Source organism: Ruegeria sp. HKCCD7221, from assembly GCF_013031225.1.
Taxonomy (GTDB): Bacteria; Pseudomonadota; Alphaproteobacteria; order Rhodobacterales; family Rhodobacteraceae; genus Ruegeria.
Genome location: NZ_WPZE01000011.1, coordinates 1 through 16,619, shown reverse-complemented (window position 1 = coordinate 16,619; position 16,619 = coordinate 1). Strand labels below are relative to the sequence as shown.

Here is a 16,619-nt window from a genome sequence, read left to right as displayed (position 1 = left end):
CTATGTCGCCCTGTTCTGTTTACCCCGAATATTTGCCTACACGTTCAAATCCAGCACCAGAATGCCGTCAATCCCTCCGACCGCGTTTTCAACAAGCTGACGGCCCAATGCCTTATGCTCGGAATTGTCGGTGTAATTTTGCAGCGCATCCCAGTTGTCAAAGTCGATGACAAAGCCGTGCATATAGCCGCGCTCAATCTGCTCGGGGCTTTCCGAGCGACCACCTGTGAAACTCCGCGCACCGGGCAATTTTTCGGTCACGGCGGCCAGCCCGGCATAAATGCTCTGGATAGTGTCTTCCGGTACGTCGGGTTTGAATTTGGTCAGTACGATATGTCGGATCATGTCGCGTATCCGTTGTCCTGTTTGATCATGTCTGCCGCTTTTTCGCCGATCATGATCGACGGCGCGTTTGTGTTGGACGAGTTCACCGTCGGCATCACCGAGGCATCGGCGACCCGTAACCGCTCGATCCCGTTGAACCGCAGGCGCGGGTCCAGAACCGCCTGATCGTCGTTCCCCATACGGCAGGTTCCGGCGCAGTGATGCGAGGTTTTGGAGTGGACGCTGATGAAGTTGAAATAATCTTCGTCGGTGCGCACATCCGGCCCCGGCAAACGCTCGGCCAGAACATAGGGTTTCAGCGCGTCCTGAGCCAAAATCTGCTGCACCAGTTTCAAGCCACGAATGGACATCTCACGGTCATAGGGGTCCGACAGGTAATTGGGGTCGATCAAGGGCATATCTGCCGGGTTGTCGCTGCGCAGCCGGACCGAACCTCGGGACCGTGGCCGCAGGTGGCACGCGTTCAGCGTCACCCCTCCATTGGGCATCGCCTCGACCCCGGCCTCGATCCCCGTGCCGAGACCCAGATGCATCTGAATATCGGGCGAACGGGCATTTTCGTCTGCGTACCAGAACCCCCCAGTCTCAAACAAGCTCGAGGCGACAGGCCCTTTACGTGTAAGCAGATATTGCAGACCCGCAAGCGCCGACAGGTGCAGCTTGGCATAGCGGTCATAGGTGTGCGGGCCCGTGACTTCGCAAATCGCATACAGGTCCAGATGATCCTGAAGGTTCGCGCCTACATTGGGCTGGTCGAACACGACGTCGATCCCCAGCGCCCTTAACCCGTCTGCCGGGCCAATCCCCGACAGTTGCAGCAGGCGCGGCGAACCGATCGCGCCGGAGGACAGGATCACCTCTTGGTCCGCGGTAATCTTGCTGCCATCGGCCATCTCGACCCCTGTGGCCCGACCACCTTCGACGGTGATCCGGCGCACCTGCGCATTGGTCTGGATCGTCAGGTTGGACCGCGACCGCGCGGGCGCAAGAAACGCCATGGCCGAGGATGATCGGCGCGCGTTGCGCTGGGTGAGCTGATAATAGCCTGCCCCGTCCTGCTTTTCCCCGTTTACATCGGTGGTTTTCGGAATGCCCACCTGCCCCGCGGCCTCGATAAACGCGTCACAGATCGGCAGCGGCGCGGCGGGCATGGAAACGCCCAACGGACCGCCCTGACCGTGGAATTCCCCGCTATAGGTATCGTTGTCTTCGGACTTCTTGAAATAGGGCAGAACGTCGTCATAACCCCATCCTTCGCAACCCATTTGACGCCATTCATCATAATCCTGCGCCGCGCCCCGCGTATAGATCTGCGCATTGATGGCCGAGCCGCCGCCGATCACCTTGGCCTGCGTGTAGGTGAAAACCTTGTCCTGCATCGAGCGTTGCGGAACTGTGCTCCATCCCCACGACCCGATGCCTTTGGTCATCTTGGCAAACCCTGCGGGAAGGTGGAACAGGGGGTTGCGGTCGCCACCACCGGCCTCGAGCAGCAAAACGCGCGCGTCGGGGTTTTCCGACAGGCGGGCGGCGATGGCTGATCCGGCGGAACCGCCTCCGATAACAATAAAGTCGTAACCAGCGGTCATGCGGCCCATTCTCTTTCCTGGATGTGGCGTCCGGCGCGAAAGGCCAGCGCCGCGATGGTCAATGCGGGGTTTACAGCGGCCGAGGTCGGCAGGACCGAGGCGTCGACAATGAACAGGTTCGGGTGGTCGTGGCTGCGGCAGAACGTGTCCACCACACTTGCGGTCGGGTCCGCGCCCATCCGTGCGGTGCCGCATTGATGCGACGGGGTGCGGCGGTCAAAGGACCTGGACAAAACAACGGGAAAACCTGCCTTGCGAAGCTTGCGCTTCAGCACGCGCACCAGCTCCAAATGCGCGTCCCAGTTCGAACGCTGCCAGTCCAGCCTAATCTGCCCGTCCTTCAGCGTCACGCGGCTGTCGGGGTTAGGCAGATCCTCGGACATGGCGTAGAAATCGAAACTGCGGTCTGCAATCAACGAAGCAACCCAACTAGGCATTGGCGTCGTTGCCGCGAGGATCGGACCGGTGATCTTGCCCAACATCTGGATATTACCCAGCGGAGCCCCACCCTGACCGTCTGTCAGGTAGAAATCGTTCACCATCAGGGTTTTCTGATAGACCGACCTGTTGCGGCGTAGTGGGTGCAGCGCCAGCACAGCCGAGCAGTTGTGGTTCATGAAGTTCCGTCCCACCTGATCCGACCGATTGGCCAGACCCGAAGGGCGCGCCGCATCCGCAGAAGTCAGAAGCAAAGCCGCAGATTGAACCGCGCCCGCTGCCAGCACCACAATCGGCGCGGTCAGTGTCTCCTGACGGCCGTCCACTTCAACTTCAACACCGCTCACCCGACCATTCGCGTCTGCAACAAGCCGCTGCGCACGCGCGTTGGTCTTGAGTGTCACGTTTTCATGTTTCAGTGCCTCGGCCAGTCCACAGGTTTCGGCATCCATCTTGCCGCCGCAGGTGTTGGGAAAAGCGTCCCACGTGGTAACGCCAGCGGCCAGCCACCTGTCCAGATCCAGCCCAAGCGGGATGGTTGACGGCGACATGCCAACGGACCGGAGCCGTGCAAACAGATCCTGCATGTCCGGCTCATGCGTCACCGGACCAAACGGGTAAGCACCGGAATGCGGTGGCTCGGTCGGGTCTTGGCTGGGATCGCCGCGTACGCAATACAGGTCTTCGGCGGCCTGATAATCGGGTTCCAGATCATCATAAGTAATCGGCCAGCCCGGTGTTGTGCCGTCACGGTGCAGCATTGGGGCAAAATCTTCGGCCCGATACCGGATCAGAGCCGCGCCGTAGAATTTCGAATTGCCGCCGACAAAGTAATAGTTTCCGGGATTGAACGGCTGATCATGTCCGTCCAACCACGTTTCATCAGGACGAAACACGCCATCGCCAAAGATCGCTTTAGCATCCCGGTCCTGCGCAGACGGTTCCAACCTGACGCCGCGCTCAAGGATCAGGATGCGACGACCGGACGGGGCCAACGCTGCCGCAAGGGTCGCGCCGCCCATGCCGGACCCGATTATGAGGATGTCGGGTTGCATTACCCCTGAATGCGGTTCTCGGTTTCAGGATCGAAGGCCACAGCCTTTTCCATGTTCACGGCAAAGGTGAAATCCTGCCCCGGCGAGACCTCGGCATCCGAGCGCATCCGCGCAATCACATCGCGCCCGCCCAATTGCATTGAGACAAACGTGTCTGACCCGGCGGGCTCGGTCACCACGATCCGGTTGGTCATCGTCGCAATGTTTGAGGATTTTCGATCCGCGCCATCCATATCCGTGATGGTCTCGGGCCGAATGCCCAACAGGATGTCACGCCCGTCCCAATGGGACAGGTTGTCCTGACTGAAGGGCAGTTGTGCCATCGACCCGTCAAACAAGGCGACTTCGGCGTGGGGCCGCCCGTTCAACATCACCACCTTTGCAGGCAGCACGTTCATCGCGGGCGAGCCCATGAAGGTCGCCACAAAGATATTGGCGGGGGTGTCATAGATCTCTTGCGGGGTGCCCAGTTGCTGCACGTAGCCGCCATTCATCACGGCGATACGGCTGGACAGGGTCATCGCCTCGATCTGGTCGTGGGTCACGTAGACGATGGTGGTGCCAAGGTTCTGGTGCAGCTTCTTGATCTCGGTCCGCATGTCCACGCGCAGCTTGGCGTCAAGGTTGGACAAGGGTTCGTCGAACAGGAACACATCCGGCTCACGCACCAGGGCCCGCCCCATGGCCACCCGCTGCCGCTGACCGCCCGAAAGCTGCCCCGGCTTGCGGTCCAGCAACTGTTCGATCTGCAACAGCTTGGCGACCTCGGCCATGGCCTTTTCACGCTCGGGCTTGGGGACACCGTGCATCTCAAGTCCAAAGGTGATGTTCTGGCCCACGGTCATGTTGGGGTACAGCGCGTAGCTTTGGAACACCATGGCGATGTTGCGGTTCGACGGGTGCACCCCGTTCATCACCTGATCCTTGATGCGGATCTCACCACTGGTGATCTCTTCCAACCCTGCAATCATGTTCAGCAAGGTGGACTTGCCACAGCCCGAGGGCCCGACCAGAACGAGGAACTCTCCTTCCTGCACCGAGATGTCGACCTTGTGCAGCACTTCAACCGAGCCGTAAGACTTGGTCGCGTTGTCGATATCGAGAAAGCCCATGACGCCTTATCCTTTCACGGAACCCGCCATCAGGCCGCGGACGAAGTAACGACCGGCCACGATATAGACGAGCAGAGTTGGCATGGCGGCCAGAATGGCGCCAGCAAAATGTACGTTGTATTCCTTAACACCCGTCGATGACTGCACCAGATTGTTGAGTGCTACAGTCATCGGCTGGCTATTGGCATCGGCAAACGACGCGCCGAACAAGAAGTCATTCCAGATGTTCGTGAACTGCCAGATGATCGACACCACCGCGATCGGGCCCGAGCTAGGTAGCAGGATGCGCCAGAAGATCTGAAAGAATCCCGCCCCGTCGATCTGCGCCGCGCGGATCAGCTCGGTCGGGAACACGGCATAGTAGTTGCGGAAATACAGCGTGGTGAACCCGATCCCATAGACCACATGCACCAGCGCCAGACCCCAAGTCGTGCCCGCCAGTCCGATGATGCCCAGCATCCGCGCCATCGGGATCAGCACGATCTGGAACGGGATGAAACAGGCAAACAGCATCAGCCCGAACAGGATGGTGTCGTATTTGAACCGCCACTTGGTCAGCACGTAACCGTTCAGCGCACCAAGGACGGTCGACACGATAACAGCCGGAACCACCATCTTGATCGAGTTCCAGAAGTAAGGCTTCAATCCCGTAGGATCGACCCCGATCTGGGCCGAGGACCACGCCTTGAACCACGGCTCAAGCGTGAACACCTGCGGCAGGTTCATCATGCCGCCGCCGGTGATTTCCTCCAGCGGTTTGACCGAGTTCACCAGCATCACGTAAAGCGGCAGCAGGTAGAACAGCGCAAACAGCAGCAGCACCAGATAGATCAGCGTGCGGGCAACGCGGCCCGTGCGGATCGCGGTATCTTGCGAGGCCTGAGACATCAGCGTTTCTCCCGCAATTCAGCGTATAGGTAGGGGATCATGATCGCCGCGATGGTCATCAGCATGATCGTGGCCGAGGCCGCGCCGATCCCCATCTGGTTCCGCGTAAACGTATAGGAATACATGAAGGTTGCGGGCAGTTCGGTCGCCCGTCCCGGTCCGCCACCCGTCAGCGCGATTACAAGGTCAAAAGTCTTGATCGCAAGGTGGCTGAGGATCACGAAGGCTGACAGAAATGCCGGACGCAGTTGCGGGATGATGATCCGGCGATAGAGGTTCCAGTTCGACGCCCCATCCATTTGCGCCGCGCGCAGGATTTCATTGTCGATGCCGCGCAGACCGGCCAGAAACATCGCCATGACAAACCCGCTGGTTTGCCAGACAGCAGCCAGGACGACCGTGTAGATCGCGTAATCGCGGTTCTTGATCCAGTCGAATTCGAAACTGGTCCACCCCCATGTGTGCATGACGTTTTCCAGCCCGATGCCCGGGTCTAGAAACCATTTCCACGCCGTGCCGGTAACGATGAAACTCAGCGCCATCGGGTACAGGTAGATCGGGCGCAACAGCCCTTCGCCGCGGATTTTCTGATCAAGGAAGATCGCCAGTCCCAGCCCGATACAGGTGCAGATCACGATATAGAGCCCTGCGAAAATCCCCATGTTGATCAGCGAGGTTTCCCAATGGCTCAGACGCCACAGCTTGTCGTAGTTTTCCCATCCGACCCAGCCAAAGGTCGGCAGGATGCGGCTGTCGGTAAACGACAGGTAGACCGAGAACAGGATGAACCCGTACACAAAGACCAGCATCATCGCCAGCGACGGTGACAGGACCAGCTTGGGTATCCAATTCTGAAGGCGAGTCTTGAAATCCGCGTCGGCTGAAGCAGCCATGGCGCGCCCTCCTGCGAGTTGTGTTTTAAGGCGTTGAGCGCCCTCTTTGGACAGGGCGGCTAAACCGCCGCCCCGTCACGAGGATCACTGATCACTTGGCAATCGACACCGCGTCGACCAGTTCGGCCACTGCGGTTTCGCTGTCATATTCGCCGTTGAAATGCGCCGTTACGACGTCATAAACGGCGTTCTTGACCGATGCGGGCGCCGCGTGGCCATGCGCCATCGAGCCGAACAGGTTGCCCGAAGCCGCAGCCGCAGCCAGATCTTTCATGCCCTGCTTGCCGCAGTCGTCGAAATCCGCGTCGCTGACATCGGTCCGCGCCGGAACCGAACCTTTGACCACGTTGAACGCCGACTGGAACGAGGGTGACAGGATCGCGCTGGCAAGCGCCGCCTGCTCTGCCGAAACCGATCCACCCTGATCGAACATCATGAACTGGTCGGCGTTGAAGGTCACCTGATCTGCGGTACCGGGGAAGCGGAAGCACAAGAAATCCTGACCCGGCACTTTACCTGCGTTCAGGAACTCGCCCTTGGCCCAATCACCCATCATCTGGAAACCAGCTTCGCCATTGATGACCATCGCCGTCGCCAGGTTCCAGTCGCGACCCGAGAAGTTCTCGTCAACATTGTCGCGGATAAAGGCCATGCGATCGAACGCCTCTTTCATGGCGTCCCCACCCAAAGTGCCTTCGTCCAGATCAATAAAGGCGGCTTTGTACCCGTCCGGGCCAAGCGTGGACATTGCCACGGCGTCGAAAACGGTCGCGTCCTGCCATGCCTGACCACCATGCGCGATGGGTGTCACACCCGCCGCTTTCAGCGCCTCAACAGCGGCCACGAACTCGTCCCAGTTGGTCGGCTGGGCGATACCGTTTGCGTCCAGCACTGACTTGTTCGCCCAAACCCAGTTGGTCGAATGCACGTTGACCGGAGCCGAAACCCACTTGCCGTCAAACTTTGCAAATGCCTTGAGCGCGTCCGGAACCACATCGTCCCAGCCTTCCTTGGCCGCCACGTCGTTCAGATCAGCCAGCGCACCCTGCGCGGCCCAGTCCTGAATATCGAACCCCAGACCCTGAACGGCTGTGGGTGCGTTGCCTGCAGTGACACGCGCGCGCAGAACAGTCATTGCCTGCTCACCGCCGCCCCCGGCAACTGGCATGTCCGTCCAGCCAACGCCCTGACCCGAAAGGTCGTCTTTCAAAACATTCAGCGCCGCGGCTTCACCGCCCGAGGTCCACCAGTGCAGAACCTCAACCTCTTCGGCGTGCGCCAGGCTGGTGGTACACAGCAGCCCTGCCACAATTACCGATTTCGTTTTCAAAAGTTTACGCATTGTTGTTTCCTCCCTAAATGCGATCTTTTTCTGGCGCTTATTGATGTTTGATGCGCCGTTCAGTCTTGCGACACCCATGGCGCACGGCTGTCGCCGATGCGCATAACCACAGATTTCACTTCGAAGAATTCCTCGAACCCATATCGTCCGATTTCCCGCCCCTGCCCGGATTGCTTGACCCCACCGAACGCAACCTCGGGGAATCCGTCCATCCAGGTATTGGTCCAGACCGTTCCCGCTTCTGCGCGGCGGGCGAATTCAAGGCAGGTGTGGACATTGGTACTCCAGACCCCAGCCGACAGACCGTAAACGCTATCATTGGTCAGCACGACGGCTTCGTCCAGTGTTTTGAATGTCAGGACCGTCAGAACCGGGCCAAACACCTCATCCCGCGCAATCGGCATGTCCGGCTGAACATTGGTGACGATGGTAGGCTGGTAGAACTGATCGCCAAGCCCCTCGACCTGCAGACGGTCACCGCCCATGGCAATCTCGGCACCGGCGGCCTGAGCGTCTTTGACGTAGGCGTCGATCTTGGCGTTGTGTTCCGGCGTGACGATGGCACCGACCTGTGTAGTCGGATCCATCGGATCACCGAATTTCACCTTACGGGACAAATCAACCACCCGCTTGGTGAAGGCTTCGGCAATGTCCTCATGCACGATTATGCGACTGCTCGAGTTACAGCATTGGCCGACATTGAAATAGACCCCAAACACGACCGCATCCGCCGCCGATTCCAGATCCGCGTCCGGGAAGATCACCTGCGGATTCTTGCCGCCCAGTTCCAGCGCCACTTTCTTGAGCGTATCCGAGGCCACCGCACTGATTGTCTTGCCGACTGCGGTCGAGCCGGTGAAGCTCACCATGTCTACCGCCTGATGCGTGGACAATACGCTGCCGACCGGTACGCCATGGCCCAGAACAATGTTGCACACGCCTGCCGGCAGCCCGGCCTTGATCAGCAACTCGCCCAGCATCAGGGTGGTGGAGGGGGTCATTTCCGAGGGTTTCACGACAACCGTGCATCCCGCCGCCAATGCAAAGGGCAGTTTCTGGCTGAGAATCCAGAACGGGAAGTTCCAAGGGGTGATGATCGACACCACACCAATAGGCTCTTTCAGAACCACACCCATCATGTCGGCGCCCAGCGTGTTGTGGCTGTCGCCATGGGTGCTGCGCGCCAAGGACGCGGCATATCGCCAGAGGTCGGCCGCTCCATCGACCTCACCTCTGGACTGACTGATCGGCTTGCCGCTTTCCAGCGTTTCGATGACGGCGATCCGATCTACGTTCTGTTCAATCAGGTCAGCGACCTTCAAAAGAACCGTGGCACGCTCTTTGCCCGACGCGCGGCTCCAAGCCCCACTGTCGAACGCTGTGCGGGCGGCATGAATGACCGCCTCAGCTTCGGCCTCGCCCCCCAAGGCGGACCGGCTGACGATATGCCCGTGCGAGGGCGAGCGACGCTCGAACGTCTCGCCCGATGCGCTGTCCTGCCAGGTTCCGTTGATCATATGCCGACCTTCGAACAGCGGCGGCAAGTCGAACGGGATGGCTGGGTTGATCGTCATATCTTTCATTACGTCACAGGCCCGAATATTTAGGGTTACGTTTTTCCAAAAAGGCATTCACACCTTCGTCACGGTCGGCGGAGGCGGCTATGGCCGCGCTTCCAAGCGCTTCGACGGCCGCGTCCCGGTCTTCGCCTACGGCCGCGTGGATCATGTTCTTGGCGATTTCAGTGGCGCGGGGGGACAGGTCCGCCAGATCAGCAGCCAGTTCCAGCGCGCGGCCCAATACGTCTTCGGCCACTTCAGCCGCAAAACCCAGCGACACCGCGCGGTCTGCCCCGATCCTGCGTCCAAACAGGGCCATTTCCTTGACGGCCCCTTCAGGGATGAGCCGGGTCAGGCGTTGCGTGCCGGACCAGCCGGGAACAATACCGACCCGCGCTTCGGGAAGGGCGAGGGTTGCACGTGGGGCCAGCAGGCGCAGATCACAACAGCTTGCCAGTTCCAGCCCACCGCCAAAGGCATGCCCGTTCATGGCAGCGATGGTGGGTTTGCCCAACCGCGCCAACCGGTCAAAGATACGATGTCCATCCCGCACCCAATGACGCGCGAACTCGGCGGGGCTGAGTCCACCCCACGCGCCGATATCGGCCCCGCAACAGAACGCCTTTTCGCCAGCTCCGGTCAAGATCAGACAGCGGATTGCTGCATCCCGTTCAACCTCGCGCACGCGGGCCTCCAACGCGTCAAGCATTGGGATCGTCAGGGCGTTCAACTTGGCGACATTGTCCAAAGTGACAATCGCCGCGTGGCCCCGGATATCAAAGGCGATATTGCTCACAACTGCAGTCCCATCGGTCCTTCAAGGAACAGAGAGGCCGGCATCAGCGTTGCGTTTTCTGCCACTGTCACGCGCCCGCCCGAGGCGGCAATAATATCGCGCTGCGCGTCGATCCCCGGCATGATTTCAGTCGCAACCAACCCCTCATCCGTCAAGCGAATCACGCAGCGTTCCGTCACATAGATCACCTCTTGCCCGGTTTCCCGTGCACGACGACCCGAGAAGGTGACATGTTCAACCTTGTCCACCATCTTGGTGAACTTGCCCGGCGCGGTAACCCGGATGCCGTCGCTTCCCAGATCAATCTTCGCCCCAGCCTCAAACCAGCCCGAGAACACGATCCGTTTGGCCCGCGCTGTAATATCCACAAAACCGCCGCACCCTGCGGTCAGATAGGGCTTTTTCCCAAGCTTCGACACGTTCACATTGCCGTCCACATCGACCTCAAGGAACGAGAGGAATGACATGTCGAACCCACCCCCTTGAAAATAGATGAACTGCTGCGGCGACGGCACAAAGGCATGAGCGTTCGAGGCACAGCCAAAGGCGAACCCGGTCAAGGGAACGCCGCCAACCGCACCCTGCTCAATCGCCCAGGTCACGGCTTTGGGGTGTCCTTCCTCCAACAATATCCGGGGGACCATGGCGCTGATGCCGAACCCAAGATTTGCGCTCATGCCCGAGCGCAACTCCATGGCCGCGCGGCGTGCGATGACCTTTTCCACACCGTGCTCGGCAAGCGAGAAGCTGTCCCAGGGCCGCATGATCTGACCCGAAATCGCGGGATCATAGGGTGTTTCGGTGGTCTGCTTCTGGTCCGGATCTTCGACGATCAGGTCCACCAGATGCCCCGGTACGCGGACATCGTGGGGACGCAGGCTACCTTCCGCTGTTACCCGCTGAACCTGAGCAATCACAATCCCTCCGTGATTTCGCACGCAAATCGCCTGCTCCAACCCACCCAGATAAGCGCCCTCATGCTCATAGGTCAGGTTGCCGAATTCATCTGCTGTGGTGGCTCGCAGAATACAGACATTGGGTATGATGTTTGGAAAGTGCAGCCATGTCTGGCCACCAAACTCGACGCGCTCGACAATCGGGTCCGTAGCCCCGCGTGCGTTCATCGCGCAACCTTCTCGGATCGGGTCGACAAAAGTATCCAGACCCACCTGCGTCAGCACGCCGGGTCGATGCGCCGCCGCCTCGCGCTGCATGTCGAACATGATGCCGGACGGCACATTGTAAGCCGCGACGCGATCTTCGACGATCATTTTCCAGATTTCCGGCATCTCAAGGCTGGATGGACCCGAAGGATAAGACCCCGCCAATACCCGCGTCAGCAACCCGTCTTGCGCCAGATACTCCATCCCCTTAACACCATACATATCGCCAGCCGCGATAGGGTGAAGCGAAGTGATGTCGCGCGGATGGCCGTCCTGCTGAAACCGGTCGCCGATGGCTTTTAGAACAGCATCAGGACAACCCAAGGCCGACGACGACGAAACCGAGACAACAGCCCCATCAGGGACCACTTCGGCAGCTTGCCGGGCTGATACCAGTTTCTTCATGACGACCTCCCCGATTCCAGCGATTCACGGATTTACTGGAACGATCCAATCGTTACTGGAACGATCCAAAACTTGCAACAGGAAAAACCAACCCTGCGCTTGCACCAAGTCCAACACCATCTTCAACAAGGGGAAGTGCACTGCAATTTCGCGCAGCGCGAAACCACGAGGTTGCCTACGTGGGCGCCTCAAGTCACCCAGTCGCTTTACGTCAGGTCGACACACTGAACGCAATGAAGCGTGTTGGCTCTCCCCTGACGGCGTGGTATGAGGGGGAACGGCCATGCTCTCCTTATACGTGTAAAATAACGTAGGGTAACCTTCTCATTTTGCGACTATTTCATATCCCCCGCTCAACAAATAAACAGGGGGTTAAAAAATTCACAAAAATATCATTTTTAATCTTAAAGTTTTGACCTTCTAAGTTTAACAGAAAACCCAGTCACTCCTCTTAGCGCTGCATTCACTAGCGCTGACTAAGTTTCAGGGTTTGTTTTTATGCTTGATTTTTCTCACCCGTCCCGTTTCCAAGGCAGCAAGACCCAAGAACCCTCGACGCAAACACCCCCAACCGGGTTTTACGCGGGAATTGGCAAACGTGTTTTTGACGTTTCCCTTGCCCTTCTGCTTCTGCCGATCCTTGCACCCGTAATCTTTGTTCTTTGGTGTCTGGTCCGCCGCGACGGCGGGCCGGGTTTTTTTGGTCATACGCGTATCGGAAAAGGGGGTAAACCCTTTAAATGCTGGAAAATCCGCAGCATGGTCGTAGACGCAGAAGAAAAGCTTCAGGCTTATCTGGATGCAAATCCCGACGACTTGCGCTCAAGCGTCTCTCGCATTTCGCCGTCGCCCACAACGACCAGCTTTCTGCCCGATTGGTTGAACGCATCAATCGCAAGATCAGCCCGTTTGTACGACACCATTTCCCCGGCCAGCAAATAATGCTCACCGACCTCATTCGAGATCTGGAATTCTTCAGTATCGACCGGGGGGAAGATAACGTCCGCATCCCGCCTGTAGTATTTGCCAATACGCTGACGGATAAAGGACGAGTTGGCGATGAACTGATCGACCCGCGCGGCAGTCGACACGTCCCAGACACGCAGCTTATGGGCCATGATAGGCATTGCCAACCGCGCGACACGGCCAGCCTGCGCGCGGTACACATGGTAATGATCCCAGATATATCGCATCGGTGAATGGCAGTAGCTAATATGCGTCGCATCAGGGCGCGGGATAATCCCCTTCGCAGGCCCAGACTCACTGGACAGGATCAGATCAAACTCCTGCATGTCCATCAGTTCCAGCGCCATAGGCATGAACGGAAGGTACTTTTGATAGTGCTTCTTCGCCCCCGGCAATCGGCCGATGAATGTCTCGCGAACTTCGTGCTGCCGTACCTTTGCACTGACTTTTTCGGGGTCGTAGACATGGGTGATGATGACGGCGTCCGGATACATGTCCAAGAACGCCTCAAGCACCTTTTCGCCGCCGCGCATACCGACAAGCCAATAATGAACAATCGCGACTTTCACGAGGGTCAGCCCTTAGCGCCCTGGCCGCGCGCGTATTTGTCCTCGTACCGGACGATGTCGTCCTCGCCGACATACACGCCCGTTTGCACCTCGATCAGGACCATCGGTACCTTGCCCGGGTTTTCCATACGGTGGACAGCACCCAGCGGAATATAGACTGACTGATTTTCAGTCACCAATTGATCAGTGTCGTCGATGATGACACGCGCCGTGCCCTCAACCACGATCCAGTGTTCGGACCGATGAAAATGGCTTTGCAGGCTAAGGGACGCGCCCGGATGCACACAAATGCGTTTCACCTGAAAACGATCGCCAACAACAAGGCTTTCGAACCATCCCCAGGGACGGTGGTCTTTTGGAAATGCGGTGGCCTGAGGAACGTTTTTCTTCTTCAGCGCAGACACCGCCTGTTTTACGTCCTGAGCCCGCGAAGCATCCGCCACCAAAACCGCATCATTCATCGCAACCGCGATGATATTTTCCAGTCCAATACCAACAACTTCAAGCTGTTCACTATCCGACCGCAACAGCGTGTTGTGACAGTCAATCGCTGTGGCGCCGTCACTTGTGACAACACCCTGTTCGTCGGGGCCACTTTCGCGCCAGACCGCGTCCCAGCCACCCAAATCAGACCACGCCGAGTCAAAAGGGACCACGGATAGGTTGTCAGCTTTTTCCATCACGGCATAGTCGATGGAAATATCTTTGGCCTTTTGCCAATGCTCCGGGTTCAAACGCAAAAAGCCCAGATCGGGCGTTGCGGTTTCAACAGATGCCTGAACGGGTTCTATCAGCTCTCGGGCGTACTGCCGGAATGCCGCTATAATGTCAGCAGAGCGGAACAAGAAAATACCAGCGTTCCATTTGAAATTCCCAGCGGCCAGCATCTCGGTCGCGCGGGCCAAATCCGGTTTTTCGACAAACTGTTTCAGCGGGACCGGTGATCCATCACTGTCCGGCGCCGAGGCAAGTTCCAGATACCCATAGGCTGTTTCCGCGTGCGTCGGAGTAATGCCAAACGTCACCAGCTGACCCCTTGCAACCGCATCCAATCCACGGGCGACTGCGGCCTGAAATGCATCGGAGTCTGGCACCACATGATCGGACGGGGCGACCAAAAGAACCGCATTCTCGTCTTCGTTGAATGTCTGAATCGCAGCGGCCAAAACTGCAGGTGCAGTATTGCGCCCTTCCGGCTCGATCAGAATTTTGCCTGGATCAATACCAATTGATTGCAGTTGCTCGGCAACGATGAATCGAAAGTCCGAATTGGTAAGAACGACTGGTGCCGCAAATTGCAAATCTGCGTTTTTCCCGGACAGACGTCGCGCCGACGCTTGAAACAAAGTTTCCTCGCCAACAAGCGGAACAAATTGTTTTGGATAGCTTTTCCGGGACAGAGGCCACAACCGAGTACCGGAACCACCGCAGAGAAGGACAGGTGTTATCAACATAAAAAGCTCGAAATTTGATTTACTTGGGGTGGTCCTAATAAATGAGGCTGGTGCTGACAAGGGTATGAATTGCAGGAGGTAGAATTCACGCGCAATCAGGATGAAACAATAAGCACCGCCCAATCTTTGAGCCTGCGCTGCGTCTTCAGGGCAGTTTTACAATGCGGTAGGTCTATCTATCGCTGAAGGTAATCAGGAAACTATCGGCCAATCGCGCCAATTGCTCCTGTCGTCAATGACCTGCCAAAACAAACCTGGGTTCACTTCCGTCAAGGCATACGGCGCTCAGGGAGCCAGTTGCAAATGCTCCGGTATCAACAGCAATGCGACCACGTTCGGCGCTCGGCTCATCAACTATTGTATGGCCATGCACGACCCAGACCCCATCGCTGCGATCCGACTTCTGAAAAGACGGGTGCCCCCAGATCAGAATTTCCTCTTTTTGCTGATCGACCGGAACATTCGGGTCCGCACCGGCATGGGTCACAAAAACGTTGCCCGACAAGTCCGATGTCGGGAGTTGTTCAAGCCAGCGGCGCATGTCTTGGCCCATGACGTCTTCCAACCTGTCGCGGCAGTCCTGTAACTCGGCATCGTTCATTTCTGATCTCACGCCGCGAACGCCGAAAGAGGACAGTGTTTGTAATCCACCATACCGCAACCACCGTGGTCCATGACAGGTGGGATCGCTCAGAAATTTCAGCAACATCTGCTCGTGATTTCCCATGAGACAGGTAAAGTCCGAACGCTCACTGACTAGACGCAGCACCTCGGCGCTGTGCTCTCCCCTGTCTACATAGTCCCCTACAAGTATGACGCAGTGGTCCTGCGGAACTTGGGAGAGCATTTTTTCCAACTGGGCAATGCACCCGTGGACGTCCCCGATTATGCAAATCGGGGCATCCGGATCAGGCGTCGAAAAGGCCGCTGGTTGATTAAATCGTTTGAGCAACGAAGACAGCACTATTGCAGCATTCCCTTTAACCTTTAGTGCACAGACTTGCGGGCTTGGCCGGTAGTCGCTCCGGCTTGTGAGTGATAGCCGCCCGCACACCAATGGGCAAGCAAGGACCGTTCAAGCCTCTCTACAAGGGGATATCCCCATTCGAATAAGCTCAGCCCCTTTGACTTTATACACACCACTGATGCGGTTTCGGGCCTTGTTCATGAACCATGACTTCAACGGTTCGGGATAATAGCCCGCCATGACGCGGCTAAAATATTCGAAATCTTCCTTTGGAAGTTTGCGACCACTTCGCGATGGTCCATGAAAGCCAAACATAGTATCGGGATCGACACAGGCGCCCGGCAACCCAAGAAACATCGTACATGTTGAAAAACAGACCCGGCCACGTATTTCAACCAAGACCCGGTTCCGCTGTAAGTTCTTCAATTCGATCAACCGGTCGTGCAAGTATCCACCCCGATCGTTGCCGACTACATACAAATTTTGGGTATTGGCAGCGGCCTGAAAAGCCGTGCCAGAAAACAAGGCACCAAAGACCAGAAAACCCACCAATATCCTTGCACGAAACCCTCGTAGACTTAAGCGCGGCGAAATACCCAATCCCGACATAACGACATCTCCAATTCCAGTTGCGGTCTGGGTTGAAACTAGAAAGAAGGGTTGCGGAGTACGTGGGCTCGGCGTGTCTTTTTTGTGCTTTAAATCAACAAGTTAATTCGTTTTTACCTAAACATTGGGTAAATTTTTCGGCAACGACAAATGCGTCATAAACCGTTGCCACGAGCGCGACGGCGTATAGCAAGAACATCAGAAATCGCTTTTACGATCGGCTTTGAGACAATCCGTTGGATAGATATTCGTTTTGGCGATTTGATCGGGTATTGGTTCTGGTGAAATACTTTGCAATTGTGGCGATCAGTGCAGGATTTCCCACGCGGGGTGATTCCAAAGTGCTTACAGCGGGATAGGCCCAGAACGACAAAAGCCACCTTGCGGCGGCTTGTTCGAGACTCTGTTGGACCCAAGTGGTTGCGGGAGCAGGATTTGAACCTGCGACCTTCAGGTTATGAGCCTGACG

Annotated in this window: 14 protein-coding genes and 1 pseudogene; 1 reads left to right on the top strand and 14 read right to left on the bottom strand. The window is 57.5% G+C overall.

Going from position 1 to position 16,619, the window contains the following annotated elements; translation table 11 throughout:
- Positions 1-36 precede the first annotated feature (36 nt).
- The 10 genes from GOX73_RS18890 to GOX73_RS18845 all read right to left on the bottom strand — a co-directional run bounded on the left by GOX73_RS18890 (position 37) and on the right by GOX73_RS18845 (position 11,585).
- A complete protein-coding gene (locus GOX73_RS18890; RefSeq protein ID WP_171126618.1) occupies positions 37-345 on the bottom strand; it encodes a Dabb family protein in 309 nt (102 codons plus the stop codon).
- Entirely contained in the window at positions 342-1,943 is a 1,602-nt protein-coding gene (locus tag GOX73_RS18885) for a GMC family oxidoreductase (RefSeq protein ID WP_254429254.1), read from the bottom strand. Before GOX73_RS18885 ends, GOX73_RS18890 begins: the two co-directional genes overlap by 4 nt.
- Positions 1,931-3,427 (bottom strand): FAD-dependent oxidoreductase, encoded by a 1,497-nt coding sequence (locus GOX73_RS18880; protein WP_171126617.1) that lies wholly within the window; start codon positions 3,425-3,427, stop codon positions 1,931-1,933. Before GOX73_RS18880 ends, GOX73_RS18885 begins: the two co-directional genes overlap by 13 nt.
- On the bottom strand, positions 3,427-4,539 hold the full coding sequence (locus GOX73_RS18875) for an ABC transporter ATP-binding protein (RefSeq protein WP_171126616.1): 1,113 nt from the start codon (positions 4,537-4,539) through the stop codon (positions 3,427-3,429). Before GOX73_RS18875 ends, GOX73_RS18880 begins: the two co-directional genes overlap by 1 nt.
- A gap of 6 nt (positions 4,540-4,545) precedes the next feature.
- On the bottom strand, positions 4,546-5,427 hold the full coding sequence (locus GOX73_RS18870) for a carbohydrate ABC transporter permease (protein ID WP_171125776.1): 882 nt from the start codon (positions 5,425-5,427) through the stop codon (positions 4,546-4,548).
- Positions 5,427-6,320, bottom strand: coding sequence for a carbohydrate ABC transporter permease (locus tag GOX73_RS18865; RefSeq protein ID WP_171125774.1), 894 nt, complete (start codon positions 6,318-6,320; stop codon positions 5,427-5,429). The genes GOX73_RS18870 and GOX73_RS18865 overlap by 1 nt, the downstream gene beginning before the upstream one ends.
- Positions 6,321-6,411: 91 nt before the next feature.
- Positions 6,412-7,662 carry an ABC transporter substrate-binding protein gene (locus GOX73_RS18860; RefSeq protein ID WP_171125772.1) on the bottom strand — a complete coding sequence of 417 codons (1,251 nt, stop codon included), beginning with the start codon at positions 7,660-7,662 and terminating at the stop codon, positions 6,412-6,414.
- 59 nt (positions 7,663-7,721) lie between these two features.
- Entirely contained in the window at positions 7,722-9,293 is a 1,572-nt protein-coding gene (locus GOX73_RS18855; RefSeq protein WP_254429253.1) for an aldehyde dehydrogenase family protein, read from the bottom strand.
- Complete coding sequence (locus GOX73_RS18850; RefSeq protein WP_171126615.1) at positions 9,250-10,017, bottom strand: enoyl-CoA hydratase/isomerase family protein; 768 nt, start codon at positions 10,015-10,017, stop codon at positions 9,250-9,252. Before GOX73_RS18850 ends, GOX73_RS18855 begins: the two co-directional genes overlap by 44 nt.
- The gene (locus GOX73_RS18845; protein ID WP_171126614.1) at positions 10,014-11,585 is read right to left on the bottom strand and encodes an acyl CoA:acetate/3-ketoacid CoA transferase; all 1,572 of its coding nucleotides are present in this window, start codon (positions 11,583-11,585) and stop codon (positions 10,014-10,016) included. The genes GOX73_RS18850 and GOX73_RS18845 overlap by 4 nt, the downstream gene beginning before the upstream one ends.
- 498 nt (positions 11,586-12,083) lie before the next feature.
- Here GOX73_RS18845 and GOX73_RS18840 point away from each other — a divergent pair.
- A pseudogene (locus GOX73_RS18840) lies at positions 12,084-12,320 on the top strand (sugar transferase); the annotation flags it as partial.
- 56 nt (positions 12,321-12,376) lie between these two features.
- On the opposite strand, the gene GOX73_RS20830 reads toward GOX73_RS18840, so the two are convergent.
- The 4 genes from GOX73_RS20830 to GOX73_RS18820 all read right to left on the bottom strand — a co-directional run bounded on the left by GOX73_RS20830 (position 12,377) and on the right by GOX73_RS18820 (position 16,150).
- Positions 12,377-13,120 carry a glycosyltransferase gene (locus tag GOX73_RS20830; RefSeq protein WP_371808669.1) on the bottom strand — a complete coding sequence of 248 codons (744 nt, stop codon included), beginning with the start codon at positions 13,118-13,120 and terminating at the stop codon, positions 12,377-12,379.
- 5 nt (positions 13,121-13,125) lie between these two features.
- Positions 13,126-14,574, bottom strand: a complete 1,449-nt coding sequence (locus tag GOX73_RS18830; RefSeq protein ID WP_171126612.1) for a mannose-1-phosphate guanylyltransferase/mannose-6-phosphate isomerase — start codon at positions 14,572-14,574, stop codon at positions 13,126-13,128.
- A gap of 232 nt (positions 14,575-14,806) precedes the next feature.
- Positions 14,807-15,538, bottom strand: a complete 732-nt coding sequence (locus GOX73_RS18825) for a metallophosphoesterase family protein (protein WP_371808668.1) — start codon at positions 15,536-15,538, stop codon at positions 14,807-14,809.
- Between the two features lie 111 nt (positions 15,539-15,649).
- Entirely contained in the window at positions 15,650-16,150 is a 501-nt protein-coding gene (locus GOX73_RS18820; RefSeq protein WP_254429251.1) for a hypothetical protein, read from the bottom strand.
- Positions 16,151-16,619 lie beyond the last annotated feature (469 nt).

Excerpts from the sequence above, each read along its gene's own strand:
- GOX73_RS18890 (WP_171126618.1), bottom strand. The coding sequence starts at position 345 with ATGATCCGACATATCGTACTGACCAAATTCAAACCCGACGTACCGGAA.
- GOX73_RS18885 (WP_254429254.1), bottom strand. The coding sequence starts at position 1,943 with ATGGGCCGCATGACCGCTGGTTACGACTTTATTGTTATCGGAGGCGGT.
- GOX73_RS18880 (WP_171126617.1), bottom strand. The coding sequence starts at position 3,427 with ATGCAACCCGACATCCTCATAATCGGGTCCGGCATGGGCGGCGCGACC.
- GOX73_RS18875 (WP_171126616.1), bottom strand. The coding sequence starts at position 4,539 with ATGGGCTTTCTCGATATCGACAACGCGACCAAGTCTTACGGCTCGGTT.
- GOX73_RS18870 (WP_171125776.1), bottom strand. The coding sequence starts at position 5,427 with ATGTCTCAGGCCTCGCAAGATACCGCGATCCGCACGGGCCGCGTTGCC.
- GOX73_RS18865 (WP_171125774.1), bottom strand. The coding sequence starts at position 6,320 with ATGGCTGCTTCAGCCGACGCGGATTTCAAGACTCGCCTTCAGAATTGG.
- GOX73_RS18860 (WP_171125772.1), bottom strand. The coding sequence starts at position 7,662 with ATGCGTAAACTTTTGAAAACGAAATCGGTAATTGTGGCAGGGCTGCTG.
- GOX73_RS18855 (WP_254429253.1), bottom strand. The coding sequence starts at position 9,293 with ATGCCTTTTTGGAAAAACGTAACCCTAAATATTCGGGCCTGTGACGTA.
- GOX73_RS18845 (WP_171126614.1), bottom strand. The coding sequence starts at position 11,585 with ATGAAGAAACTGGTATCAGCCCGGCAAGCTGCCGAAGTGGTCCCTGAT.
- GOX73_RS18830 (WP_171126612.1), bottom strand. The coding sequence starts at position 14,574 with ATGTTGATAACACCTGTCCTTCTCTGCGGTGGTTCCGGTACTCGGTTG.
- GOX73_RS18820 (WP_254429251.1), bottom strand. The coding sequence starts at position 16,150 with ATGTCGGGATTGGGTATTTCGCCGCGCTTAAGTCTACGAGGGTTTCGT.